We start from the raw sequence: 24,409 nt of genomic DNA, 5'->3' as shown, positions 1-24,409 counted from the left end.
GCCTTGCGGCTCTTGTCGAGGGGAATCGGATGTCTGAGTTTTTTCTGCATAGTTTCAATTGGTTGAGCCATGGGCTCATCGGCTACATCGTTCCCTTCCTGTTCGTCCTGACGATCGTCGTCTTCTTTCATGAGCTCGGCCATTTCCTGGTCGCGCGCTGGGCCGGCGTGAAGGTGCTGACCTTCTCGCTTGGCTTCGGGCCGGAGCTTGCCGGCTTCAATGACCGCCATGGCACACGCTGGAAGATCTCCGCGATCCCGCTCGGCGGCTACGTGAAATTCTTCGGCGACGACACCGAGGCCTCGACGCCGGCGATGGAGACGCTGGCCGCGATGACCGCGGAGGAGCGCGCCGGCTCATTCCACCACAAGAGTGTCGCCAGGCGCGCCGCGATCGTCGCCGCCGGCCCGTTTGCCAATTTCATCCTGGCGATCGTGATCTTCACCTGCCTGTTCACCTTCTTCGGCAAGCCGAGCACGACGGCGCGGGTCGACAAGATCGAGGCCAACAGTGCCGCTGCGGCCGCCGGGTTCCAGGTCGGCGACGTCGTCACCGCGATCGACGGTTCCACGATCGGCAGCTTCTCGGACATGCAGCGCATCGTCAGCGTCCATGCCGGCGACAAGCTCACCTTCACGGTCAAGCGGGGCGATTCGACCGTCCAGCTGCAAGGCACCCCGGAACTGCGCGAGGTCAAGGATCCCTTCGGCAACGCCCACCGGCAGGGCGTGCTGGGCATCACCCGGGCAACCACCCCCGGTGACACCGTCACCGAGCGGGTCGATCCCATCACCGCGCTCGGGCTGGGCGTCAAGGAAACCTGGTTCGTGATCGACCGGACCCTGGCCTATATCGGCGGCATCTTCACCGGCCGCGAGGCGGCCGACCAGGTCGGCGGCCCGCTCCGAATCGCCCAGATCTCGGGGCAGGTCGCCACCATCGGCGTTGCAGCATTGATTCACCTGGCTGCGGTACTCTCGATCTCCATCGGCCTGCTGAACCTGTTCCCGGTTCCGCTGCTCGATGGTGGGCACCTGCTGTTCTATGCGGTGGAAGCCATCCGCGGCCGCCCGCTCTCGGAGCGGGCCCAGGAGATGGGGTTCCGAATCGGATTGGGCTTGGTGCTGATGCTAATGGTGTTTGCGACCTACAACGACATCCTGCATTTGGCGGCGTCTTAAAGTAGGCTTTTTTGTGGCGTTGCCGAAGGGCAACGTCTTGGTACGAAATGGAAATATGCCGGCTGTTAAGTTTGCCGCCGTGGCAATTTTGGTTACAAGCTGGGCATAAGGTTGGGAATCTGTCGGACCGTTGGGGAACGGGACGGCATCGGAAGATAAGGGCGCGTTGCGCATGATGTTTGGAATGCGAGTGAGGGGGGGCTTGTTCGCTGCCCTAATCATGTTCGCCGTGCCGGTGGCTGCCACCTTGGCGGCCGTTGCTATGTCTGCGCCTGCGCTCGCTCAGAGCGTCGATTCGATCTCCGTGGAGGGGAATCGGCGGGTCGAGCTGGAGACCATCCGCTCCTATTTCCACGCCAGCGCGGGCGGCCGGCTGAGCCAGGCCGATGTCGACGACGGCCTGAAGGCGCTGATCGAGACCGGCCTGTTCCAGGACGTCCATATCGAGCAGCGCGGCGGCCGCATCGTCGTGGTGGTGGTCGAGAACCCCGTGATTGGCCGCGTCGCCTTCGAGGGCAACAAGAAGGTCAAGGATGAGCAGCTGACCGCCGAGGTCCAGTCTAAGCCGCGCGGCACGTTCTCGCGCCCGATGGTTCAGGCCGATGCGCTGCGAATCGCCGACATCTACCGCCATTCCGGTCGCTATGACGTGCGGGTCAATCCGCAGATCATCGAGCAGCCGAACAACCGCGTCGACCTGATCTTCGTGGTCGATGAAGGCGTGAAGACCGGCGTCCGCTCGATCGAATTCATCGGCAACAACGCCTATTCGGCGTCCCGCCTGCGCGACGTCATCAAGACCCGCGAATCGAACATCCTGAGCTTCCTCGGTGGCAACGACGTCTACGACCCCGACCGTGTCGAGGCGGACCGCGATCTGCTGCGCCGGTTCTATCTCAAGAACGGCTACGCCGACGTCCAGGTCGTCGCCGCGCTGACCGAATACGATCCCGACAAGAAGGGCTTCCTGGTCACCTTCAAGATCGAGGAAGGCCAGCAATATCGCGTCGCGACCGTCAACTTCACGTCGTCGATCGCAAACCTCGACCCGAACGCGCTGCGCTCGTTCTCGCGCGTCAATGTCGGCTCGCTCTACAATGCCGAAGCGCTGGAGAAGTCGGTCGAGGAGATGCAGATCGAGGCGTCCCGTCGCGGCTATGCGTTCGCGGTGGTGCGGCCGCGCGGCGATCGCAATTTCGACAATCACACGGTGTCGATCACCTTTGCGATCGACGAGGGCCCGCGCACCTATATCGAGCGCATCAACATCCGCGGCAACACCCGCACCCGCGACTACGTGATCCGCCGCGAGTTCGACATCTCCGAGGGCGACGCCTACAACCGCGCGCTGGTCGACCGTGCCGAGCGCCGGCTGAAGAACCTCGACTTCTTCAAGACCGTCAAGATCACCACCGAGCCCGGCTCGTCGAGCGATCGCGTCATCCTGATCGTCGATCTCGAGGAGAAGTCGACCGGCGACTTCTCGATCTCGGGCGGCTACTCGACCACCGACGGCGCGCTGGCCGAAGTCTCGGTCTCCGAGCGCAACCTCTTGGGCCGCGGCCTGTTCGCCAAGGCGAGCGTGACCTACGGCCAGTATGCGCGCGGCTACTCGCTGTCGTTCGTCGAGCCCTATCTGCTCGACTACCGCGTCGCGCTCGGCCTCGACTTCTATCAGCGCCAGCAACTGTCCAATAGCTACATCGCCTACGGCACCAAGACGCTGGGCTTTAGCCCGCGGCTCGGCTTCAGCCTCCGCGAAGACCTCTCGCTGCAGCTGCGCTATTCGATCTACCAGCAGGAAATCACCCTGCCGTCGACGCTGGCGAACTGTAACAACAACACCTCGAACGGGTTGCTGGCGTTCAATCCGACGCCGGCCTTCGCGTCGACGAACGGCTACCCTGCGGGCGGCACTGCGACCCTCAACGGCCAGACCGCCACCGACGCCTCGGCCCTCGGTCTGTGGTGCTACAGCGACGGCGAAGCCTCGCTGCCGGTCCGCAAGGAGCTGGCTAGCGGCTCGTCGCTGACCTCGGCGCTGGGCTACACGCTGAACTACAACACCCTCGACAACAACAAGAACCCGACCGACGGTCTGCTGATCGACTTCAAGCAGGACTTCGCGGGTGTCGGCGGCGACGTCAGCTACATCAAGACCGCGATCGATGCGAAGTACTACACCCCGCTGGTCTCCGACATCGTCGGCGTGATCCACGCCCAGGGCGGTATCCTCAACAAGCTGGGCAGCGACGAGCTGCGCATGCTGGATCACTTCCAGATGGGCCCGAACCTGGTCCGCGGCTTCGCGCCGAACGGCATCGGTCCGCGTGACATCAATCCCTACGGCACCCAGGACGCGATCGGCGGCACCAAGTATTGGGGCGTGTCGGCCGAATTGCAGATGCCGTTCTGGTTCCTGCCGAAGGAAGTCGGGCTCAAGGGCGCGGTCTACGCCGACGCTGGCGGCCTCTACGACTACCAGGGACCAACCTCGTGGGCGGCGACGGGCGAAGTCAACACGCCCGGCTGCAAGCCGCCGACGCAGAACCCGCCGTCTCCGGGCAGCTGCCTTGGCCTGCAGTACGACGACAGCAAGATCGTCCGCTCCTCGGTCGGCGTTGGTCTGATCTGGCAGTCGCCGTTCGGCCCGCTGCGCTTCGACTATGCGGTTCCGCTCACCAAGGGCGCGTATGACCGCGTGCAAGAATTCCGGTTCGGCGGCGGTACGACGTTCTAAGACCGCTGGCCTCCCGGACTGCGACGGATGGAATGGCGCAGCCGAATTTCTTCAAGAGTCCTCCTTCGTCAACGCTGGCTGAAATCGCCGCGCTGACGAAGGCGCAATTGGTCGACCCCGAAAGGGGCGCGCAACAGATCAGGGGACTGGCTTCGCTCGACGAGGCCGGCCCGATGCATCTCGCCTTCTTCGACAATCTCAAATATGCCGATCAGCTGGCTGCGACCAAGGCCGGCGCCTTGCTTGTCAGCGCGCGGTTCGAGGCCAGTGTGCCCAAGGGGGTCGCCGTGCTGCGGGCGACCAAGCCGTTCCACGCCTTCGTGCAGATCGCCCGGGAGTGGCACGCCGATGCGCTGCGGCCGCAGTCCTGGTTCGATACCGAGGGCATCGCGCCGTCCGCGATCATCGATCCCACCGCGCGCCTCGAGGACGGCGTCATCGTCGATCCGCTGGTCGTGATCGGCCCACGGGTCGAGATCGGCGCGGGCACCATCGTCGGGGCGGGCGCGGTGATCGGGGCCGACGTCAAGATCGGCCGCGACTGCAATGTCGGCGCCAAGACCACGATCCAGTTCGCCCTGATCGGCAACAATGTCCTGATCCACCCCGGCTGCAATATCGGCCAGGACGGCTACGGCTTCATCTTCTTCAGCTCGGCAGGCCACATCAAGGTGCCGCAGACCGGCCGCGTGGTGATCCAGAACAATGTCGAGGTCGGCGCGGGCTCGACCATCGATCGCGGCTCGCTGCGCGACACCGTGATCGGGGAGGGCACCAAAGTCGACAATCAGGTCCAGATTGGCCACAATGTGATCATCGGCAGGCACTGCCTGCTCGCGGCCCAGATCGGGCTCGCGGGCAGCCTGACGATCGGCGACAATGTTGCGCTCGGCGCCAAGGTGGGCATCAACAACCACCTCAAGATCGGCGACGGCGCCCAGGTGACGGCGATGAGCGCGGTCAAGGACGACATCCCCGCCGGCGGCCGTTGGGGCGGGCACTTCGCCAAGCCGACCAAGCAATGGTTCAGGGAAATTATCGCGGTGGAGCGCCTGGTGGGCGACAACGAAGCGAAGGGTAAGGAACAGGAGTGATGGAGGAGTCGCCGGTCAGGTTCGAGCTCGTGGATATCAACGATATCCTGAAGACGCTGCCGCATCGCTTTCCGATGTTGCTGATCGACCGGGTCGTCAGGATTCGCGCCGACTACAGCGGGATCGGCATCAAGAACGTCACCTTCAACGAGCCGCCGTTCCAGGGCCATTTCCCGGACCGCCCGGTCTATCCCGGCGTGATGATGATCGAGGCGATGGCGCAGACCGCGGGCGTGATCGGCATCAAATCGGTCGAGGGCACCGAGAAGCCGCGCGCGGTGTATTTCCTCACCATCGACAAGTGCAAGTTCAGGAAGCCGGTGATGCCCGGCGACACCATCGAGTACCACATGCGCTCGCTCGGCCGCCGCAAGACGATGTGGTGGTTTCACGGCGACGCCAAGGTCAACGGGCAGGTGGTGGCCGAGGCCGATGTCGGCGCCATGCTGACGGATTGAGGCAAAAATTCGCTGTCGTCCCTGCGAAAGCAGTGAACCATAGCCACCAATGCCAATTGGTTTGCGTCGCTGGGGCCACAGCACGCTTCAACAACTCGACCCTGTGGTTATGGGTTTCTGCTTTCGCAGGGACGACATCGTGTGTTGGATGCCGCTGCAACAGGTGGTCATGATACGTCACTGGACAGGCCGGCCGAAGTCGCGCTAACGACCGCGAAACCCGAACGAATTCCGGACTGTAACTGCATGAGCAAGATCGATCCCACCGCGCGGATAGCGGATGGCGCCGTGATCGGCGCCGGCGCCGAGATCGGTCCGTACTGCGTCGTCGGCCCCAATGCCGTGATCGGCGAGAACTGCAAGCTGGTCGCGCATGTCACGGTCAGCGGGCATACCAGCATCGGCGCCGGTTGCGTCATCTCGCCATTTGCAGCCCTCGGCGGACCGCCGCAGGATCTCAGCTATCGCGGCGAGCCGACCCGGCTCGAGATCGGCGAGGCCTGCACGATCCGCGAGGGCGTGACGATGAACGTCGGCACCAAGAAGGGCGGCGGGCTGACCCGGGTCGGCGCTCGCGGCTTCTTCATGAACAACGCCCATGTCGGCCACGACTGCACGGTCGGCAACGACGTGATCTTCGCGACCTCGGCGACGCTCGGCGGCCACTGCGAGATCGGCGACTTCGTCTATATCGGCGGCCTGTCGGCGGTGCATCAGTTCACCCGCGTCGGCCCGCAGGTGATGATCGGCGGCGTCTGCGGCGTGCGCGGCGACATCATCCCGTTCGGGCTCGCCAATGGCCAACATGCGGTGCTCGACGGCCTCAACCTGATCGGCATGAAGCGTCGCCAGTTCACCAAGCAGCGGCTGGCGACCGTGCGCGCGTTCTATCAGAAGCTGTTCCACGGTCCCGGCATCTTCGCCGAACGGCTCGCCGCAGCGCAGCCGCAGGCCGGCGAGGATCCCGCGATCGCCGAGATCCTGGCCTTCATCGACGGCGCCAGGCACCGCGCGCTCTGTCTTCCCGCCAACACCAACTGAGCATGGGATGGCCGCCAGCATGATTTCAGCGGCGCCCTCGCTCTCTTCGCCGGTCGGCGTGATCGCCGGCGGCGGCGCCATGCCGTTCGCGGTGGCGGACTCGCTCGTTGCGCGCGGCATCGCGCCGGTGCTGTTCGCGCTGCGCGGCGCCTGCGATTCGGCGCGGGTACAGCGGTTTCGGCATCGGTGGATCTCGGTCGGCCAGCTCGGGCGGGCGACACGGCTGTTCCGTGACGAAGGTTGCCGCGACCTGATCTTCATCGGCACGCTGGTGCGTCCGGCGCTGTCGGAGATCCGGCTCGACTGGGGCACGCTGCGCCTGCTCGGCCATGTCGTCCGCGCGTTCCGCGGCGGCGACGATCACCTGTTGTCGAGCGTCGGCCGCATCCTGGAGCAGCAGGGCTTCCGCATGGTCGGAATCAGGGACGTCGCGCCCGATCTCTTGATGCCGGAGGGCGCCGTCACCCGCGCCGTGCCCGACAGCAGCGCACAGGCCGACATCGCGCGCGGACGCAGCGTGCTCGACGCGCTCGGCCCGTTCGACATCGGGCAGGCGGCCGTCGTGATCGACGGGCACGTGGTCGCCGTCGAGGACATCGAAGGCACCGACGGGCTGCTCGCGCGCGTGGCGCGGCTGCGCGCCGAGGGCCGGATCCGCGCTAGGGCCGGCCGCGGCGTGCTGGTGAAGGCGCCCAAGAGCAAACAGGACCTGCGCTTCGACCTGCCGACCATCGGCCCGCGCACGGCCGAGGGCGCAGCGGCGGCAGGCATCGCGGGGATCGCCGTGATCGCCGGCAACACGCTCGCCGCCGAGCCGCAGGCGCTGATCGAGGCCGCCGATGCGCGCGGGCTGTTCGTCATCGGTCTGGCCGGCTGATGCAGGCCCAAAACCCCACCAGAGCCCGCAAGATCTTCCTCATCGCAACCGAGGAGTCCGGCGACCGGCTCGGCGCCGCCTTGATGAAGGTGCTGCGCCAGCGCCTCGGCGATGCCGTGCGGTTCTCCGGCGTCGGCGGCCGCGCGATGACCGAGGAGGGGATCGTCCCGCTGTTTCCGATCGAGGAATTGTCGATCGTGGGCCTTGCCGCCGTCGTGAAGCAATTGCCAAAGATCCTGCACTTGATCCGCCGCACCACCGAGGCGGTGCTCGACGATGCGCCCGATATGCTCGTCATCATCGACAGTCCCGATTTCACCCATCGCGTCGCCCGCCGGGTCCGTGCGCGCAATCCTGCGATCCCGGTCGTCGACTACGTGTCGCCATCGGTCTGGGCGTGGCGGCCGGGCCGGGCGCGCGCGATGACGGGCTATGTCGACCACGTGCTGGCGCTATTGCCGTTCGAGCCGGAGGAGTATCGCAAGCTGGCGGGTCCGCCCTGCAGCTATGTCGGCCATCCCCTGATCGAGCAACTGGACGTGCTGCGCCCGAACGCGGAGGAGCGGCAGCGGCGCGATGGCGAGCGGCCGGTGCTGCTGGTGCTGCCAGGCAGCCGGCGCAGCGAGATCAGGCATCATCTGGCGCTGTTCGGTGCCGCGCTCGGCCGGCTTGGCCAGCAAACCAAATTCGAGCTCGTGCTGCCCACCATGCCGCATCTCGAGGTGATGGTGCACGAGGGCGTGGCGTCCTGGCCGATCGCCCCGCGGATCGCGGTCGGCGAGACCGAGAAGCGCGCCGCGTTCCGCATCGCGCGCGCCGCACTGGCGAAATCGGGCACCGTGACGCTCGAGCTCGCGCTGTCGGGCATTCCGATGGTCACGGCCTATCGCGTCGGCGCGGCCGAGGCGTTCATCCTGCGCCGCGCGATCCGGGTGTCGTCGGTGATCCTTGCCAACCTCGTGATCGGCAGCGACATCATTCCCGAATTCCTGCAGGAGGACTGCACCCCGGAGAAGCTGGCGGCGGCGCTTGGCGAAGTGATCGCTGACACGCCCGAGCGGCTGCGGCAGCTCGTGGCGTTCGGGACGCTGGACGCGAAAATGTCGACCGGCGATCAGCCGCCAAGTGTCCGCGCGGCCGACATCGTGCTGGCGACGATGCGCGGAACGTTGGGCTAGAGCCTTTCCCGTTCCAATGGGATCGGAACGGGGCTCTAGGTTTTGTTTTGACGCATTTTCTTCACGCGAACCGGTAATCCACTTCGCTCGAAAACGCTCTAACGTCTTATAAAGCCATTCGCAGGCGGCATCTCGCCGCAGGGTTTTGGCTTGCCTTCGTATATTAGATGGTACTAATATTAGATGTAGCTAATATAATTGTGGAGCCTGCCATGAAGATCGATCCAGTCGCCTATGCCGGCGCGGTCGTGCGCGACGTCGCAGTCAGGGAGCGCGACGGCAAGCCGGCGCGGGCGGTCATCGCCACCCGCAGTTACGAGACCGACATCGACGACCTCTGGGATGCGCTGACCAATCCCGAGCGCATTCCGCGCTGGTTCCTGCCGATCTCGGGCAATCTGCGACCTGGCGGCCGCTACAAATTCGAAGGGCAGGCGGGTGGCGAGATCACGGCCTGCGAGCCGCCACGTCGGCTCGCGGTGACGTGGGAGGCCATGGGCAGCGTCAGCTGGGTCACCGTGACGCTGGCCGATGACGGCTCCGGCGGCACGCGACTGGAACTGGAGCATCTTTCGATTGTCGAGGGCGATTTCTGGGACCGCTACGGGCCGGGTGCGGTCGGCGTCGGCTGGGATCTCGCTTTGATCGGGCTCGCGCTGTATCTCGCTACCGGTGTCGGTGAGGAATTTGATCGTGCCGCCGCCGCGGCATGGCCTGCCTCTGATGATGGCAAGGATTTCATCCGCCGCAGCAGCACGGACTGGTGCCGCGCCTCGATCGCAGCCGGTACTGAGGAAGATGCGGCGCGCAGGGCCGGAGCCAACACCACGGCGTTTTATCTTGGCGAGCCGGAGCCCGGCGGAGGCTAGTTCACGTGCACGCCTTCGACATCCTCGGCGATCCCGTCCGCCGGCGCATCCTCGAATTATTGGCGACCGGCGAGCACAGCTCGGGCGACATCGTCACGGTCGTGCAGCGCCAATTCGGCATCACCCAATCGGCGGTGTCGCAGCAGCTGCGGATCCTGCGCGATGCTGGGTTCGCGTCGGTGCGCGTTGACGGCACGCGTCGCATCTACGCGGTCGAGCCGCGGCGGCTGCGCGAGGTCGATGACTGGCTCGACCGTTTCCGGGCGTTCTGGCTGCCGAAGCTCGATGCGCTCGCAACGGAGGTCGCCCGCGGCAAGCGAAAGCGGCGCCGGCAGGATTGAAATTTCCGCCGATGCGTTGACGTCCTCAACGTTGGGATGCCGTGCTCGACGATTTCTTCGGCATCACGCCGATCATCGACAACGCGCAGTATCCGTTCATCCTGTCCGTCGAAGGCAAAGTGACGCGGCGAGATGCTAGAGCGGGATGGGTTTTGGTTGAATCGGTTCGCCACGCTTCGGTCCACCTCTCCCCAACGAGGAGAGGTGGATTGCGCAGCAATCCGGGTGAGGGCTCTTGCACTCTCGATGGACCGTAAACCCTCACCCGATTTGCTCCGCAAATCGACCTCTCCCAAGGGAGAGGTGAACCTTCAACGCCGTTCTGACTCACCCTGACTTCGTCATGCTTTGGACGAAAAAGCCGGACGCGGTCGCCCGCATCCGGCTTTGAGGAACAGGATCGGCTGCGCTTACTTGCGCTTGTCGATCGCGACGTATTCGCGGCGGGCAACGCCGGTGTAGAGCTGGCGCGGACGGCCGATCTTCTGCTGCGGATCCTCGATCATCTCGCTCCACTGGCTGATCCAGCCGACGGTGCGGGCGACCGCGAACAGCACGGTGAACATCGAGGTCGGGAAGCCCATCGCCTTCAGCGTGATGCCCGAATAGAAGTCGACGTTCGGATAGAGCTTGCGGTCGATGAAGTAGGGGTCGCTGAGCGCGATCTTCTCGAGCTCGAGCGCGACCTTGAGCATCGGATCGTCGCCGTGGCCGGTCTCCTTGAGCACCGCGTGACACATCTTCTGCATGATCTTGGCGCGCGGATCGTAGTTCTTGTAGACGCGGTGGCCGAAGCCCATCAGGCGGACTTCGCTGTTCTTGTCCTTCACCTTGGCGATGAAGTCGGGGATCTTGTCGACCGTACCGATGTCGGCGAGCATCGCCAGCGCCGCTTCGTTGGCGCCGCCATGCGCCGGGCCCCACAGGCAGGCGATGCCGGCCGCGATGCAGGCGAACGGGTTGGCGCCCGACGAGCCGGCGATACGCACCGTCGAGGTCGAGGCGTTCTGCTCATGGTCGGCGTGCAGGATGAAGATCTTGTCGAGTGCGTCGGCGAGAACGGGATTGATCTTGTAGTCCTCGCAGGGCACCGCGAAGCACATGTTGAGGAAGTTCTCGGCGAACGAGAGCGAGTTCTTCGGGTACACGAAGGGCTGGCCGACCGTGTATTTGTAGGCCATCGCCGCCAGCGTCGGGATCTTGGCGATCATCCGGATCGAGGCGATCTCCCGCTGCTTCGCATCGTTGATGTCGGTCGAGTCGTGATAGAACGCGGCGAGCGCGCCGACGGCTGCGACCATGATCGCCATCGGGTGGGCGTCGCGGCGGAAGCCCTGGAAGAAGCGGGCCATCTGCTCATGCACCATGGTGTGGTGCGTGACCAGATAGTCGAAGTCCTTCTTCTGCGCCGGGGTCGGGAGCTCGCCGTTGAGCAGCAGATAGCAGGTCTCGAGGAAATCGCCGTGCTCGGCGAGCTGCTCGATGGGGTAGCCACGGTATTCGAGGACACCGGCATCGCCGTCGATGTAGGTGATCTTGGACTGGCAGCTGCCGGTCGAGGTGAAGCCGGGGTCGTAGGTGAACACCCCGGCCTGGCCGTAGAGCTTGGCGATGTCGATGACATCAGGCCCAACCGTGCCGCTCAGGATCGGGAAATCGTAGTTCTTGTTGCCGATGGTGAGTGTGGCTGTCTTGCTGGATTTTGCGTCCATCGCGATATCCCCGATGAATTCGTTGCGAAAACCGACCTTGCCCAGTCGCTGAACTGCGGCCCATGGCGGGGCGGAACGGCTTGTTGAGAAAGCGTCCGAGGATGGGTAGCTCATTGCAATGTGCGCTGCAAGATGGACCCTGGAGGGGGTCCATGCAGGAGGATCACGCCGCCTGATCGGCGAGGCGCGCGAGGCACTCCTGGCGTCCCAGCACGGCCAGGACATCGAAGATACCGGGCGACGTGGTGCGTCCGGTCAGTGCCACCCGCAGCGGCTGGGCGACGGCGCCGAGCTTCAGGCCGTTCTGCTCGGCGAAATTCCGCATGGCGGTTTCGGTCGTTTCCGCGTTCCAATCGGTCACGGCCTCGAGCGCCGCCCGCAACTGGCCGATCAGCGCGCGCGTCTCAGGCGTCAGCAGCGCGGCCGCCTTGGCATCGAGCGCGAGCGGGCGGTCGGCGAAGATGAAATAGGCGCCCGAGATCAGCTCGAGCAGCGTCTTGGCGCGCTCCTTCAGGCTCGGCATCGCCCGCAGCAATTGCGCACGGGTGGTGTCGTTGAGCTTGGCCTTCAGCGCGGCGCCCTCGGGAATATAGTCCAGCACGCTCTCGAACTGGGTCACGAGGGATTGATCGTCGCTCTGGCGGATGTAGTGGCCGTTGAGGTTCTCCAGCTTGGCGAAATCGAACCGCGCCGCCGAGCGGCCGATGCCGGAGAGGTCGAACGCGTCGATCATCTCCTCTGTCGAGAAGATCTCCTGGTCGCCATGGCTCCAGCCGAGCCGGACCAAATAGTTGCGCAGGGCGGCCGGCAGGTAGCCGAGCGCGCGATAGGCATCGACGCCAAGCGCGCCATGGCGCTTCGACAGTTTCGAGCCGTCCGGACCATGGATCAGCGGAATGTGGGACATGCTCGGCAGCTCCCACTCCAGCGCGTCGTAGATCTGCTTCTGGCGGGCGCCGTTGATCAGGTGATCGTCGCCGCGGATGATATGGGTGACCGCCATGTCGTGGTCGTCGACCACGACCGCCAGCATGTAGGTCGGCGTGCCGTCGCCGCGCAGCAGGACGAGGTCGTCGAGGTTCTCGTTCTGCCAGACCACGCGGCCCTGCACCTGGTCCTCGAGCACGGTCTCGCCGGTCTGCGGCGCTTTCAGGCGGATGGTCGGCTTGATGCCGGCAGGCGCAGTCGAGGGATCGCGGTCGCGCCACAGGCCGTCATAGAGCCGGGTGCGGCCATCGGCGCGCGCCTTCTCGCGCATCGCGGTCAGCTCCTCCGGCGTCGCGTAGCAGTAATAGGCGCGGCCGGCGGCGAGCAGGCTTTCGGCGACCTCGCGGTGGCGGGCGGCACGGCTGAACTGGTAGATGACGTCGCCGTCCCAATCGAGCTCGAGCCACTTCAGGCCGTCCAGGATGGCGTCGATCGCCTCCTTGGTCGAGCGCTCGCGATCGGTGTCCTCGATCCGCAGCAGCATCTTGCCGCCGTGCTTCTTGGCGTAGAGCCAGTTGAACAGGGCGGTGCGGGCGCCTCCGATGTGGAGGAAGCCGGTCGGCGAGGGGGCGAAGCGGGTAACGACGGAATCGGTCATGATTGCAGCGAGACGTATGCGGGAACGGCGCTGGTGTATAGCAGGAACCCGACATAACTAAAGCCTCGGGTGAGGCCATTTGGCCGGCCACGAGGCTCCAGAGTAGGCTTGGCCCGGCGGCGCGAATTTGGCAGAAGGTCCACCTAGCTCCTCCAGGGAACCCATGATGACGACTGACACGGCGACGGCAGAGGCAGGGCGCGACTTCATCCGCGACATCGTCCAGGCCGATCTCTCCTCCCACAAGCACGCCAAGGTCGTGACGCGCTTCCCGCCGGAGCCGAACGGCTATTTGCATATCGGCCACGCCAAGTCGATTGCGCTCAATTTCGGCATTGCGCAGGAGTTCGGCGGCCAGTGCAATCTGCGCTTCGACGACACCAATCCGACCCGGGAGGAGCAGGAATATATCGACTCCATCCAGGCCGACGTGCATTGGCTCGGCTATGACTGGGGCAACAACCTGTTCTACGCCTCCGACTATTTCGCGCGGCTCTACGACTGGGCCGAGGGCCTGATCAAGGCCGGCTTTGCCTATGTCGACGACCAGTCGCAGGAGGCGATCCGGACCTCGCGCGGCACGCTGACCGAACCCGGCAAGAACTCGCCGTTCCGCGACCGCTCGGTCGAGCAGAACCTCGACCTGTTCCGCCGCATGAAGGCCGGCGAGTTTCCGAACGGCACCCGTGTGCTGCGCGCCAAGATCGACATGGCGTCGGGCAACATCAATCTGCGCGACCCGGTACTGTACAGAATCCTGCACGCCCACCATCCGCGCACCGGCGACAAATGGTCGATCTATCCGAGTTACGACTACGCCCACGGCCAGTCGGATGCCATCGAAGGCATCACGCATTCGATCTGCACGCTGGAGTTCGAGGATCACCGCCCGCTCTATGAGTGGCTGCTCGACAAGCTGCCGGTGCCCTCGCAGCCGCGCCAGTATGAGATGGCGCGGCTCAACCTGACCTACACGCTGCTGTCCAAGCGCGTGCTGACCCAGCTCGTGCGCGACGGCCATGTCTCGGGCTGGGACGATCCGCGGATGCCGACCATCGCCGGGTTGAAGCGGCGCGGTGTGCCGCCGGCTGCGGTGCGCGAGTTCATCAAGCGGATCGGCGTCGCCAAGGCCAACAGCGTGGTCGACGTCGGCATGCTGGAGTTCTGTATCCGCGAGGAATTGAACCGCACGGCGCTGCGCCGCATGGCGGTGCTGCGGCCGCTCAAGGTGGTGATCGAGAACTATCCGGAAGGCCAGGTCGAGGAGCTCGAGGCGATCAACCACCCTGACAATCCGGAGGCCGGCACCCGCAAGATCGCCTTCGGCCGCGAGCTCTATATCGAGCGCGACGATTTCATGGAAAACCCGCCGAAGAAGTTCTTCCGCCTCTCGCCCGGCAACGAGGTGCGGCTGCGCTACGCCTACTTCATCAAGTGCACCGGCGTGGTGAAGGACGATGCCGGCGAGATCGTCGAGCTGCGCGCGACCTACGATCCCGCGACCAAGGGCGGCAACGCGCCCGATGGCCGCAAGGTGAAGGCGACCATGCACTGGCTGCCTGCTGCGCAGTCGAAGCCGGCGGAGATCCGCATCTACAACCAGCTGTTCGCCAATCCGAGCCCGGATGCGGGCAACTTCGCCACCGACCTCAATCCGCAGTCGCTGGAAGTGCTGACCGACGCACGCGTCGAGCCGGCGATCGCCGACAGCAATTCGCCCGACGCAATGCAGTTCGAGCGCCAAGGTTATTTCGTGCGCGACCGGGACTCGACGCCGGACAGGCTGGTGTTCAACCGCACGATCGGCCTGCGCGATACGTTCGCGAAGGAAGTCGGAGGAAAGATGACGAATCCACCCGTTTTGGCGGCGTCTTCTCCGCTGTACAGTGTACTCAATGACATTGATCTCGCCATAAAGGCGAAACTCTACTACCCGGCGTTGCTTGCTGCTTTGACCGTGCCAGATATTTGTTCCGCGCTGGCACTGCCGAACAGCGCCTTTGTTAAGGAGAAGCACTATGTGGCGTTCGTTGACAAGTATACGACGGAGCCAGCCTTAGGTCTCGAGGGGCAGTCGTGCTATCGCTTGCGCGGCGGCGTGGTTCACAGGGCCAATATGGCCGGTCACGACAAGTTTGGGGCAACAAATGTCGTATTCACTCTGCCAAACACGTTCGCAAGCATACATGCGCTAAGTATCGTAGACCAAGCGACGGGCAAGAAGGCTGCTATGTTTGATCTCGCGCAATTTTGCGGTGAGATGATAGCGGCCGCAAAACGTTGGTATGCAGAGCATCACGACAATCCCACCGTTAAGGAAAATATGGAAAACCTAATCCGCTATTGTCCAGAAGGTTTGGCGCCATTTCTCGGTGGTGTCCCTGTTGTAGCCAGCGGAGCATCGAGTTCTGGAAATCCAGAAAGCGAAGGCTCACCGGGGGCCGGGTGATGCCAAGCGAAGCCGACGACATCGTCTCCGCCATCATCGCAAGATGGTCCGCGGGCTTCAGCAGGCTCGACGCGGATGCGCTTGCCGCGCTCTATTCGAAGCACGCGTTCTTCTTCGGCTCGAACCCGTCGCTGTATCGCGGCCGCGATGGGGTGAAGGCCTATTGCAACGGCCTGCCGCGCTGGCGCGCGCCACGCGTCCAGTTCAGCGAGGTCAGGACCGAGCAGGTCAACGCCGATCTCGTCAACATGGCGGCCGTCACATCGTTTGTCCTCGACGGCGACGCGCCGGCGCTGGTGGTCAAGATCACCTGGGTGATCGCGCGCGAGGATGGCGACTGGAAGATCGCCTGCCATCACGTGTCGTCGCAGACGCCGCTGATCTAGGCGGGTCGACCGCCGCCACCAACCGTTCCGGTTGTGTTCCGCTAGCCGGGTGACTGCGGCACCGCTAGCTTTGCGGCCCGGCAGGGATCGCAAGCGGAATGGCGGAGCAGGGCACGACGCCGGGCGGCAAGCGCGGCTACGCGGGGACGTGGCCGCCGCGGGCGGCTGCGCCAGTCGGCGGCTATATCCCGACGCGCGCCAGTATTTGGCCGCCGCTGGTCGAGCGGTTGCGGCAATGGGTGCGCGCCGAGGCGGGGGCCGGGCGGCTGTTGCCCTGGGTGCCGGTGGCGTTCGGCACCGGCATCGCGTTCTACTTCGCGGCCGAGCATGAGCCGATGTTGTTGCCCGCGGCCGTCGCCGCGGTCGCGCTCTGTGCGCTGGCCTTCCTGCTGCGGCGGCACAGGATGTTTCCCGCGCTCGTGATGCTGGCGGCGGTCGCGGCGGGTTTTGCGACCGCGACCTGGAAGACGGCGCGGATCGCGCATGGCGTGCTGGCGCGGCCGATGTTCTCGGTGACGCTGACCGGCTTCGTCGAGACCCGCGACATCAGGGAGAAGACCGATCGCTTCGTGCTGCGCGTGGTCTCGATGGAGAGCCCGCGCGACTTGACGAAGCTCGAGCGCGTGCGGCTTTCGGTGAAGAAGGGCACCGCGCCCGAGGTCGGCAGCTTCGTCGAATTGAAGGCGCGGTTGATGCCGCCGCTCGGGCCGCAGCGACCCGGCTCCTATGATTTCGGTCGCGACCTTTATTTCCAGGGCATCGGCGCCTCCGGCTTCGCGATGGGCGCGGTCAGGACGAAGCAGCCGCCGGCGAGTGGCGGCCTTGCGCTGCGCTATGCGGCCGTCATGCAGGGCCTGCGCGACGCCATCGATGCGCGGATCCGCACCACGCTCGACGGCGACCAGCGCGCGATCGCGACCGCGCTGCTCACCGGCCGGCGCGATGCGATCACGACGCCGGTCAACGACGCGATGTTCATCTCCGGGCTCGGCCATGTGCTGTCGATCTCCGGCTATCACATGGCTGTCGTCGCCGGCGTGGTGTTCTTCACGATCCGCGCGCTGCTCGCGCTGTTTCCGGCGTTCACGGCCGGACAGCCGATCAAGAAATGGGCGGCCGGGGCGGCGCTGTTCGCTGCCGCGTTCTATCTGTTGCTGTCGGGCGCGGAGGTCGCGACGCAGCGATCCTTCTTCATGACGGCAGTGGTGCTGATCGCCGTCATGGTCGATCGCCGCGCCATCACCTTCCGAACGCTGGCGGTGGCGGCGCTGATCGTGCTGGCGATTGCGCCGGAAGCGCTGGTGCATCCGAGCTTTCAGATGTCGTTCGCCGCGACGCTCGGGCTGGTGGCGTTGGTGCAGATCGGGATGCCGAGCCTGTTTGCGTCGCCGGACCATTCGGTGACCGCGCGGATCGCGCTGTGGGGCGGGCGTGAGCTCATCGTGCTGGTGCTGGCCTCGCTGGTGGCGGGGCTGGCGACGACGCCCTATGCCGCGTTCCATTTCCATCGCATCACGCCCTACGGACTGCTCGCCAACCTGGCGGCGATGCCGGTGGTCTCGGCGGTCGTGATGCCCGCGGGCCTGCTCGGGCTTGCCGCAATGCCGTTCGGGTTCGACGGCGTGTTCTGGGCGATCATGGGCATTGGCATCGACTGGATGATCGTGGTGACGCAATGGGTCGCCGCACTGCCGGGCGCGGTCGGACGGATGGCGGCGTTCGGCACCGGACCGATGATCCTGGCCAGCGCGGGGCTCGTCCTGCTCGGGCTGTTGCGGACGCCGCTGCGCTGGTCGGGTGCGATGCTGCTCGTGGTGGCGACGGTCTGGGCGGTGCGGGTGCCGCAGCCGGATGTGCTGGTCTCCGCCGATGGCCGCAATGTCGCGGTGCGCGGCGGCGACGGGCGGCTGCATCTTATGCACAGCGCGAAGGATGCCTTTTTGGTCAAGGAGTGGCTCGCGGCCGATGCCGACGCGCGCTTCGCCGCGGATCCGTCGCTCGGCGAGAGCGTTTCCTGCGATTCCAGCGGCTGCGTCACTCCTGGCGCCGGCAGTTTCGTCGCGCTGGCGAACCGGCCCGATGCGCTGGCCGACGATTGCGAGCGGGCGGCGCTGATCGTCATGGCCCACCCCGCGCCGCAGGGCTGCGCGGCCTCGGTGATCGATGCCGAGCGGCTACGCCGCCACGGCGCGCTGACGCTGCGCCGCGTCAGCGGCGGCTTCGCCATCGATGCGGTCAAACCCGGTGGCATCGACCGGCCCTGGTCGCCGGCGGTTCCCGGTGAAGGTGACAGCGAGGCGCTGCTGCGCACGCCTGACAAGCCGTCCCGTCCCGTCGATGCGACACCCGCCGAGACCGATCTGCAAGGCGACGATTAAGTCTGGCCGGGCGGGGGCAGCTCGAACAGGCCGAGATGGTACTCGTCGGAATCGGGGCCGGCGTCGGGCTTCTTGACCAGGGTGAAGGCGGCTTCGGGAAACTGCTGCCAGACCTTGAGGTCGTCGGCGGTGATCGTCAGCCAGCCGAACCGGAACATGTAGCGGCCCGGTTCGGTGACGCGTCCAGCCTTTTGCCACGTGACCTTGTCGACCACCGCGCACGCCCTCCGTGCGCGATGATGCGCCAACGCGTCGTCAGACGCAATTCCTCAGGCCGCGGCCCGGAACCCGAAGTCCGGGGCCGCTTGAAATTGCTTTGGTCACCCGCCGCGGGAATGGTCGTCCTGCGGCTGCGATGCGTTCAACCCAAAAACAGCGATGCGAATGCGGAGGGCCGCCGCTCTGCGACCTTGGGCTTCTGCTCGATCTGTTGAGGCAGCGCCGGCAGTTGCAGCACCGTGACGCGCTGTCCCTCGACGAGCTGGGTCACCAGCACGCGGTTGCCGTCGGGGAATTCGACCGCGTCGTGATGGCGATCCGGCACATCGGGCTCGATCTCGTTGAACACGCCGACACGGAAGCCGATCGTCTTGGTCCAGATCCAGCGGCTGTCGTAGCGGACGTTCTCGGTGAAGGCGAGCTCGGTGCCGGGCAACATGCAGACCGCAACCGCGAGATCGCTTTCGGAGGCAAAGCCGCGGGTCGACGTGCCGCGGAAGGTCGTGGTGACAAGCGTCTCTCCGACGACGGCGGGACGCGATTGCACCGCGTGCAGGCTATAGTCACACATCGGATGGCTCCTCGGTTCGAGGTAGCGACCCAAAGCCTCCCCTTGAGGCGCAGGCCTCTACCAGAGTGGACGATAGCGAACGAGTGTTTCCCCGTTTCTTGGCGATTGTACGACTGGCTGCAGAGCGGCCCGATCACAAACGCGCTACGCACGAGAGGTATCGGGGCGCATCTGGCAAGCTCACACGTCGCGCTATCTGCCAAGCAACGGTCGGATGTGTCGCGCGTTCCTTCGCGGCCTCAGTATTTGCGATAGAGCCCGATCAGCTTGCCCTGGATGCGAACCCGGTTCGGCGGCAGGATGCGCACTTCATAGGCGGTGTTGGCCGGCTCCAGCGCGATCGATGCACCGCGGCGGCGGAAGCGCTTCAGGGTGGCTTCCTCCTCGTCGATCAAGGCCACCACGATGTCGCCGGTGTTGGCGGTGTCGTTGCGCTGGATCAGCGCCATGTCGCCGTCGAGAATACCGGCCTCGACCATCGAGTCGCCGCGCACCTCGAGCGCGTAGTGCTCGCCGGTGCCGAGCATGTCGGGCGGTACGCTGATGGTGTGGCTGCGGGTCTGCAGCGCCTCGATCGGGGTACCGGCCGCGATCCGGCCCATCACCGGGACGGCGACCGGGCGGTTGCCGTCGTCCTCGATCACGGGGGCGGAGGCGCGCTTGCCGAGCGTGCCCTCGATGACGCTCGGCGTGAAGCCGCGGCGGCCGTTGCCGCCACCGGCGGCCAATTCGGGGAGCTTGATCACCTCGATGGCGCGGGCGCGGTTCGGCAGCCGGCGGATGAAGCCGCGCTCTTCCAGCGCGGTGATGAGGCGGTGGATACCGGACTTCGAGCGCAGGTCGAGCGCATCCTTCATCTCGTCGAAGGAGGGGGGCACGCCGGCCTCTTTCAGACGTTCATTGATGAAACGCAGAAGTTCGTACTGTTTGCGCGTGAGCATCTCGAGTATTCCCCCGGTTGAGTGCGTCGTTCGATTCCGAGACCTCAGGAGCCCCGATCTTGCGAGCACGATGCGCGCCAGCGACGAGGGACTCCCATTTGGTGACACCAGTACTCGAAACAAATCATGAACGGACACTATATGTTCGATACATGTTCTGCAACCACTTAATTTCAGGTGAACGCGCTCACCCGACGCTGCCGCGCGGGGTCATTCCGGCAGTGTCAGGATATCGCATGCGCTGCCTTTGAGAGCCGCCGGCGCGAATGGCGGACGGATCAGAAGTGCCCGTGCCGCAGCGAGATTTCCCAGCAGCGAGCTGTCCTGCTGCATCACCGGCGTTGCGATCAGCGTGCCGTGGTCGCGCTCTTCCAGACGCGCGCGCAGATAGTCCTCGCGCTGGTCGTTGGCGGCGAGATCGCGGCCGAGCAAGGCGCGCGCGCGAGTGTGATGAATCACCTTGCGGCCGCTCAAAGCCCGAATCAAAGGCACCAGAAACAGGTAGGCGCAGACATAGGACGACACCGGATTGCCGGGCAGGCCGATCACCCGCATGGTGCCGAGCCGGCCATGCATCATCGGCTTGCCGGGCCGCATTGCGATCCGCCAGAACGCCATGGCGACGCCCTCGGCCTCCAGCGACTGCTTGACCAGATCATGGTCGCCGACCGATGCTCCGCCGGTCGTGACCAGGATATCGGCGTCGACCTCGCGTGCACGGCGGATGCCGGCGGTGGTCGCCGCCACGGTATCGGCCGCGATCCCGAGATCGATGGTTTCGGCGCCCTCGCGGCGCGCCAGCGCCCGCAGCGCATAGCCGTTGGAATAGACGATCTGGCCGGGACCAGGCTCCGAGCCCGGCATCACCAGCTCGTCGCCGGTTGCGAGCAACGCGACCTTGGGGCGGCGGTGCACCGCGAGTTCCGGATAATTCATGGCGGCGGCCAGCGACAGCGCGCGGTCGGAGAGCCGCTGGCCTGCCGCGAGCAGCACGTCGCCGGCGTTGAAGTCGACGCCGGCGGGGCGGATGTGCCGTCCCCTGGTCGCGGCCTCGGTGATGGTGATGTGGTCGCCGTCGATGGCCGTGTCTTCCTGGATGATGACCGCATCGGCGCCGTCGGGGATCACGCCGCCGGTGAAGATCCGCACCGCTTCGCCCGCACTGAGGCTGCGCGCGAACGGCCGGCCGGCCGCGACTTCGCCGATCACCTTCAGGCGAGCGGACAGATCGGCCGCATCGGCCGCGCGCACCGCATAGCCGTCCATCGCCGACATCGGCTGCGGCGGCTGGGTACGCCGGGCCGCTGTGTCGCGTGCCAGGGTGCGGTCATGGGCGGCATCGAGCGCGACCATCTCTTCCGCCAGCGGATCGGCGCCGGCGAGAATGGCTGATAGGGCATCGGCAACCGGCATCAGGGCCACGGGCAGGCCTCCTCACATTCCCAATTCGGCAAGCGCCCTCGCCACGTCATCCGTCGATGTCACGTGGACGGCATGAAGGCCGCGCGCCCGCGCCCCCTCGATGTTGGCGGCCGTATCGTCGAAGAACAGGATCCGCGACGCCGGCACGCCGATCTCCTTTACCACATGATCATAGGCCGCGGCGTCGGGCTTCCGGAACCCGATGCTCGAGGACAGGAACACGGTGTGGAAGTGACTGAGCAGGTCGGCATAGGCGACCGAGAAATGCGCGACATGGGCCGGGTTGGTGTTGGAGAAGGCGTACAGCGGCATCCGCTTCGCGGCGCTCGCGAGCAGCGGCGCGATCCCCGGCATCGCGCCGGTGAAGATCGCATTCCAGCCTTCGAGGAACTGGGCGTCGGTCAGCGTGATGCCGAGCGACGCGCGCAGGTTCTCGAAGAACGCCGCATCGTCGATGCGCCCGATCTCGTGATGCTTGAAGCTGTCGTTGACGACGAAGCGCTGCGCGAGCTCGGCAGGCGCGCAGCCGGCATGGCCAGCCCAGCTCGCCATCACTTTGTCGAAGCTGATGTCGATCACGACGCGGCCGATGTCGAACAGCAGCACGTCGACGGAATTCGGGGAGAGGGAGGATGTCATTGCACGGACGGTTTACGAAAATTGCGGGCAGGGGGCAATGGCTGCGAATTTTGTGATGGCGGCTCGTCATTCTCGCGTCGTCCTGGCGAAAGCCAGGACCCATAACCACTGAATTGCATTGTGGTTGTGGTCGTGGCCTCGCGCATCGCGCAACAACGTGCAATTGGGGTAATGGGTCCTGGCTTTCGCCAGGACGACGATGGGATGGTTCTCAATTCACTATCCACCACCGCGGTGTCGTCACCTGCGCGTACGGGTGATCCAATATTCCAGAGACAGAAGCGCTTGAGCCGAGAGGCCGCGGGGTACTGGGTCGCCCCGCCTGAGTTGGACGATGCGTCAAGACAAAATTACGAAAAACGAAGCAACGTGCCTCAGCGCGCTTCGACGATTTCGCCGTCCTCCTTGACGAACCGCCCGACGGGCGCGTCCAACAAATCGATGACGGCTTCCGACGGCCGGCATAGGCGCACGCCTTTCGGCGTGACCACGATCGGCCGGTTGATCAGGATGGGATGCGCCATCATCGCGTCGAGCAGTTCGTCGTCCGTCCATTTTGGATCGTCAAGACCCAGCGCGTTGTACGGCGTACCCTTTTCACGCAGCACAGCGCGCACCGAAATTTCCATCGCCGCGATCAGCTCCCGGAGCTTTTCACGCGAAGGGGGCGTCTTGAGGTATTCGATGACGACGGGTTCGACGCCGCTCTGTCGGATCATCGCCAGCGTATTGCGCGAGGTGCCGCAATCCGGATTGTGATAGATCGTGACGCTCATGGTTGTGTCTCCACGACGGCAACGGGGCGGTGCATCTCGGAATGCCCGAGCAGCCAGTTCATCAGCAGCATGCCGGCGATGGCCCCACCGAGTTCGGCGAGAATGAACCCGGGAAGGTCTGCGGGACGAATGCCGGAAAAGGTGTTGGTCAGGGAGCGAGCGATTGCGACCGCCGGATTGGCAAACGACGTTGACGCTGTGAACCAGTAGGCTGCCGTGATGTAGAGGCCGACCAGCCACGGGACAGCCGCTCGCTGGAAGCGGATGCCGGCCAGAATGACTGCGATGAGACCAAAGGCCGCCATCGCTTCCGCGCACCATTGCGCACCGCCGGTCCTGACCTTCATCGACAGATCGATCAGGGGATGTGCAAACATCACGTGCGCCGCCATCGTGCCGAGGGCACCACCTGCCACCTGCGCGACGATGTAGGACACCGCTTCGTTCACCGGCAACTCGCGCCTTGCCGTGAAGACCAGCGTGACGGCCGGGTTGAAGTGGGCGCCCGAGATCGGACCGAACACGGTGATGAGGACGACCAGAATGGCCCCGGTCGGCAGCGTGTTGCAGAGAAGCGCGAGCGCGACATCTCTGGTCAAGGTTTCGGCCATGATGCCGGACCCCACCACCGTGGCGACGAGCATGCCGGTGCCAAGCGCTTCGGCAGCAAGACGCCGCGAGAGATCGAAGCCGTGCATCGGCGATGAAGTTGTGCTCCCACCTTGGTCAGACACGGCTTCGCTCCTTTCGCTTCGGAGGACAGCACGGTTGCAGGCTTTCGACGACCGGTGCGCAGACCTCCGGCCGGCCATCGCAACAATCCCGGAGCAGGAACATCGCGACGTCGCGAAATTCGGTCAGGTTGGCGCGATAGACGATCGATCGGCTTCGTCGCTCGGACGTGACGAGGCGGGCGCGCGTAAGGATCGACAGATGTGCGGAAAGGGTGTTCTGCGGCACCTCCAGCAGCCGGGCGAGATCGCCGGCGGCGAGACCATCGGGCTCGCGTCTGACGAGCGTCCGAAACGCCTCCAGGCGGGTCGACTGGGAGAGGGCGGCCAGGGCGAGAACGGCTTGTTCGGTTTCCATATATCCAGATTTATGGAAATGATAAGCTCGAGTCAATTCTCGAATCGGGACGGCCGTGGTTATTTCGAAAATACTAGAAATATCGATTGACACGGGGACGCCGCGAGCGAATGTTTGCCTCATGAAGATCGACGATGCAGCGGCGCAACTGGAAGCCCTCGGTAATACGACCAGGCTCAAGATCTACCGGGCGCTGGTTCGTGCCGGGCACGCGGGCATGCCCGTCGGGCGCCTGCAGGAAAGGCTGAAAATCCCGGCGTCGACACTATCGCACCACGTCAAGGCGCTGGTGTCCGTAGGGCTGATTTCGCAGAAGCGCGAGGGGACGACGCTGGTTTGCCACGCCGAATACGACACGATGCAGGGCTTGGTCGATTTCCTGGTGGCGGAGTGCTGCGTCGAGGAAGCGCGATGCAGTCCGGCGCAGACGGCCGCCTGATTTTTCCGGCCAATTATTCGATAA

22 protein-coding genes and 1 pseudogene are annotated in these 24,409 nt (G+C 65.2%); 13 read left to right on the top strand and 10 right to left on the bottom strand.

The features are described 5' to 3' along the window. The first annotated feature begins 29 nt into the window (after nucleotides 1-29). The 9 genes from rseP (at nucleotide 30) to IC762_RS19735 (ending at nucleotide 9,779) form a co-directional block, all read left to right on the top strand. The gene (rseP, locus tag IC762_RS19775; RefSeq protein ID WP_195783935.1) at nucleotides 30-1,181 is read left to right on the top strand and encodes an RIP metalloprotease RseP; all 1,152 of its coding nucleotides are present in this window, start codon (nucleotides 30-32) and stop codon (nucleotides 1,179-1,181) included. A 172-nt stretch (nucleotides 1,182-1,353) separates the two neighbouring features. Beyond that, on the top strand, nucleotides 1,354-3,921 hold the full coding sequence (gene bamA, locus IC762_RS19770; RefSeq protein ID WP_195783934.1) for an outer membrane protein assembly factor BamA: 2,568 nt from the start codon (nucleotides 1,354-1,356) through the stop codon (nucleotides 3,919-3,921). A 32-nt stretch (nucleotides 3,922-3,953) separates the two neighbouring features. Beyond that, nucleotides 3,954-5,015: a UDP-3-O-(3-hydroxymyristoyl)glucosamine N-acyltransferase gene (lpxD, locus tag IC762_RS19765; protein ID WP_195783933.1), complete on the top strand. Its 1,062-nt coding sequence runs from the start codon at nucleotides 3,954-3,956 to the stop codon at nucleotides 5,013-5,015. Next, the gene (gene fabZ / locus IC762_RS19760) at nucleotides 5,015-5,473 is read left to right on the top strand and encodes a 3-hydroxyacyl-ACP dehydratase FabZ (RefSeq protein WP_195783932.1); all 459 of its coding nucleotides are present in this window, start codon (nucleotides 5,015-5,017) and stop codon (nucleotides 5,471-5,473) included. The genes lpxD and fabZ overlap by 1 nt, the downstream gene beginning before the upstream one ends. A gap of 246 nt (nucleotides 5,474-5,719) precedes the next feature. After that, the gene (lpxA, locus tag IC762_RS19755) at nucleotides 5,720-6,514 is read left to right on the top strand and encodes an acyl-ACP--UDP-N-acetylglucosamine O-acyltransferase (RefSeq protein WP_195783931.1); all 795 of its coding nucleotides are present in this window, start codon (nucleotides 5,720-5,722) and stop codon (nucleotides 6,512-6,514) included. Nucleotides 6,515-6,533: 19 nt separating this feature from the next. Further along, nucleotides 6,534-7,391 (top strand): LpxI family protein, encoded by an 858-nt coding sequence (locus IC762_RS19750; RefSeq protein WP_195790201.1) that lies wholly within the window; start codon nucleotides 6,534-6,536, stop codon nucleotides 7,389-7,391. Further along, the gene (lpxB, locus tag IC762_RS19745) at nucleotides 7,391-8,569 is read left to right on the top strand and encodes a lipid-A-disaccharide synthase (protein WP_433995839.1); all 1,179 of its coding nucleotides are present in this window, start codon (nucleotides 7,391-7,393) and stop codon (nucleotides 8,567-8,569) included. Before IC762_RS19750 ends, lpxB begins: the two co-directional genes overlap by 1 nt. Before the next feature lie 212 nt (nucleotides 8,570-8,781). Next, on the top strand, nucleotides 8,782-9,438 hold the full coding sequence (locus IC762_RS19740) for an SRPBCC family protein (protein WP_195783930.1): 657 nt from the start codon (nucleotides 8,782-8,784) through the stop codon (nucleotides 9,436-9,438). Nucleotides 9,439-9,443: 5 nt separating this feature from the next. Beyond that, on the top strand, nucleotides 9,444-9,779 hold the full coding sequence (locus IC762_RS19735; RefSeq protein ID WP_195783929.1) for an ArsR/SmtB family transcription factor: 336 nt from the start codon (nucleotides 9,444-9,446) through the stop codon (nucleotides 9,777-9,779). Between the two features lie 410 nt (nucleotides 9,780-10,189). On the opposite strand, the gene gltA is transcribed toward IC762_RS19735, so the two are convergent. Next, nucleotides 10,190-11,491 (bottom strand): citrate synthase, encoded by a 1,302-nt coding sequence (gene gltA / locus IC762_RS19730; protein WP_195783928.1) that lies wholly within the window; start codon nucleotides 11,489-11,491, stop codon nucleotides 10,190-10,192. Between the two features lie 163 nt (nucleotides 11,492-11,654). Then, nucleotides 11,655-13,076 carry a glutamate--tRNA ligase gene (gltX, locus tag IC762_RS19725; RefSeq protein ID WP_195783927.1) on the bottom strand — a complete coding sequence of 474 codons (1,422 nt, stop codon included), beginning with the start codon at nucleotides 13,074-13,076 and terminating at the stop codon, nucleotides 11,655-11,657. 163 nt (nucleotides 13,077-13,239) lie between these two features. Between gltX and IC762_RS19720 the strand changes: the two are divergent. The 3 genes and pseudogenes from IC762_RS19720 to IC762_RS19710 form a co-directional block, all read left to right on the top strand. Then, nucleotides 13,240-14,910: pseudogene (locus tag IC762_RS19720) on the top strand (glutamine--tRNA ligase/YqeY domain fusion protein); the annotation flags it as partial. A 614-nt stretch (nucleotides 14,911-15,524) separates the two neighbouring features. Further along, on the top strand, nucleotides 15,525-15,911 hold the full coding sequence (locus tag IC762_RS19715) for a YybH family protein (protein ID WP_195783926.1): 387 nt from the start codon (nucleotides 15,525-15,527) through the stop codon (nucleotides 15,909-15,911). 98 nt (nucleotides 15,912-16,009) lie between these two features. Next, a complete protein-coding gene (locus tag IC762_RS19710) occupies nucleotides 16,010-18,289 on the top strand; it encodes a ComEC/Rec2 family competence protein (RefSeq protein WP_195783925.1) in 2,280 nt (759 codons plus the stop codon). On the opposite strand, the gene IC762_RS19705 is transcribed toward IC762_RS19710, so the two are convergent. The 8 genes from IC762_RS19705 to IC762_RS19670 all read right to left on the bottom strand — a co-directional run bounded on the left by IC762_RS19705 (nucleotide 18,286) and on the right by IC762_RS19670 (nucleotide 23,946). Further along, a complete protein-coding gene (locus IC762_RS19705; protein WP_195783924.1) occupies nucleotides 18,286-18,504 on the bottom strand; it encodes a hypothetical protein in 219 nt (72 codons plus the stop codon). The two genes, IC762_RS19710 and IC762_RS19705, sit on opposite strands and share 4 nt — an antisense overlap. 146 nt (nucleotides 18,505-18,650) lie before the next feature. Continuing rightward, the gene (locus tag IC762_RS19700; protein WP_195783923.1) at nucleotides 18,651-19,079 is read right to left on the bottom strand and encodes a hypothetical protein; all 429 of its coding nucleotides are present in this window, start codon (nucleotides 19,077-19,079) and stop codon (nucleotides 18,651-18,653) included. Nucleotides 19,080-19,318: 239 nt separating this feature from the next. Further along, the gene (lexA, locus tag IC762_RS19695) at nucleotides 19,319-20,020 is read right to left on the bottom strand and encodes a transcriptional repressor LexA (protein WP_195783922.1); all 702 of its coding nucleotides are present in this window, start codon (nucleotides 20,018-20,020) and stop codon (nucleotides 19,319-19,321) included. Between the two features lie 210 nt (nucleotides 20,021-20,230). Next, complete coding sequence (locus IC762_RS19690; RefSeq protein ID WP_195783921.1) at nucleotides 20,231-21,442, bottom strand: molybdopterin molybdotransferase MoeA; 1,212 nt, start codon at nucleotides 21,440-21,442, stop codon at nucleotides 20,231-20,233. 12 nt (nucleotides 21,443-21,454) lie between these two features. Continuing rightward, on the bottom strand, nucleotides 21,455-22,081 hold the full coding sequence (locus IC762_RS19685) for an HAD family hydrolase (RefSeq protein WP_195783920.1): 627 nt from the start codon (nucleotides 22,079-22,081) through the stop codon (nucleotides 21,455-21,457). A 374-nt stretch (nucleotides 22,082-22,455) separates the two neighbouring features. Then, nucleotides 22,456-22,857, bottom strand: coding sequence for an arsenate reductase (glutaredoxin) (arsC, locus tag IC762_RS19680; protein WP_195783919.1), 402 nt, complete (start codon nucleotides 22,855-22,857; stop codon nucleotides 22,456-22,458). Next, nucleotides 22,854-23,555 (bottom strand): aquaporin, encoded by a 702-nt coding sequence (locus IC762_RS19675; RefSeq protein WP_195790199.1) that lies wholly within the window; start codon nucleotides 23,553-23,555, stop codon nucleotides 22,854-22,856. The genes arsC and IC762_RS19675 overlap by 4 nt, the downstream gene beginning before the upstream one ends. Nucleotides 23,556-23,583: 28 nt before the next feature. Continuing rightward, nucleotides 23,584-23,946: an ArsR/SmtB family transcription factor gene (locus tag IC762_RS19670; protein WP_195783918.1), complete on the bottom strand. Its 363-nt coding sequence runs from the start codon at nucleotides 23,944-23,946 to the stop codon at nucleotides 23,584-23,586. 121 nt (nucleotides 23,947-24,067) lie between these two features. Between IC762_RS19670 and IC762_RS19665 the strand changes: the two genes are divergently transcribed. Continuing rightward, complete coding sequence (locus IC762_RS19665) at nucleotides 24,068-24,385, top strand: ArsR/SmtB family transcription factor (RefSeq protein WP_195783917.1); 318 nt, start codon at nucleotides 24,068-24,070, stop codon at nucleotides 24,383-24,385. Nucleotides 24,386-24,409 lie beyond the last annotated feature (24 nt).

The organism is Bradyrhizobium genosp. L (assembly GCF_015624485.1).
In the GTDB taxonomy this organism is placed as follows: domain Bacteria; phylum Pseudomonadota; class Alphaproteobacteria; order Rhizobiales; family Xanthobacteraceae; genus Bradyrhizobium.
Note: the sequence above shows the minus strand (reverse complement) of the source record. Positions and strands in the feature narration are given on the sequence as shown.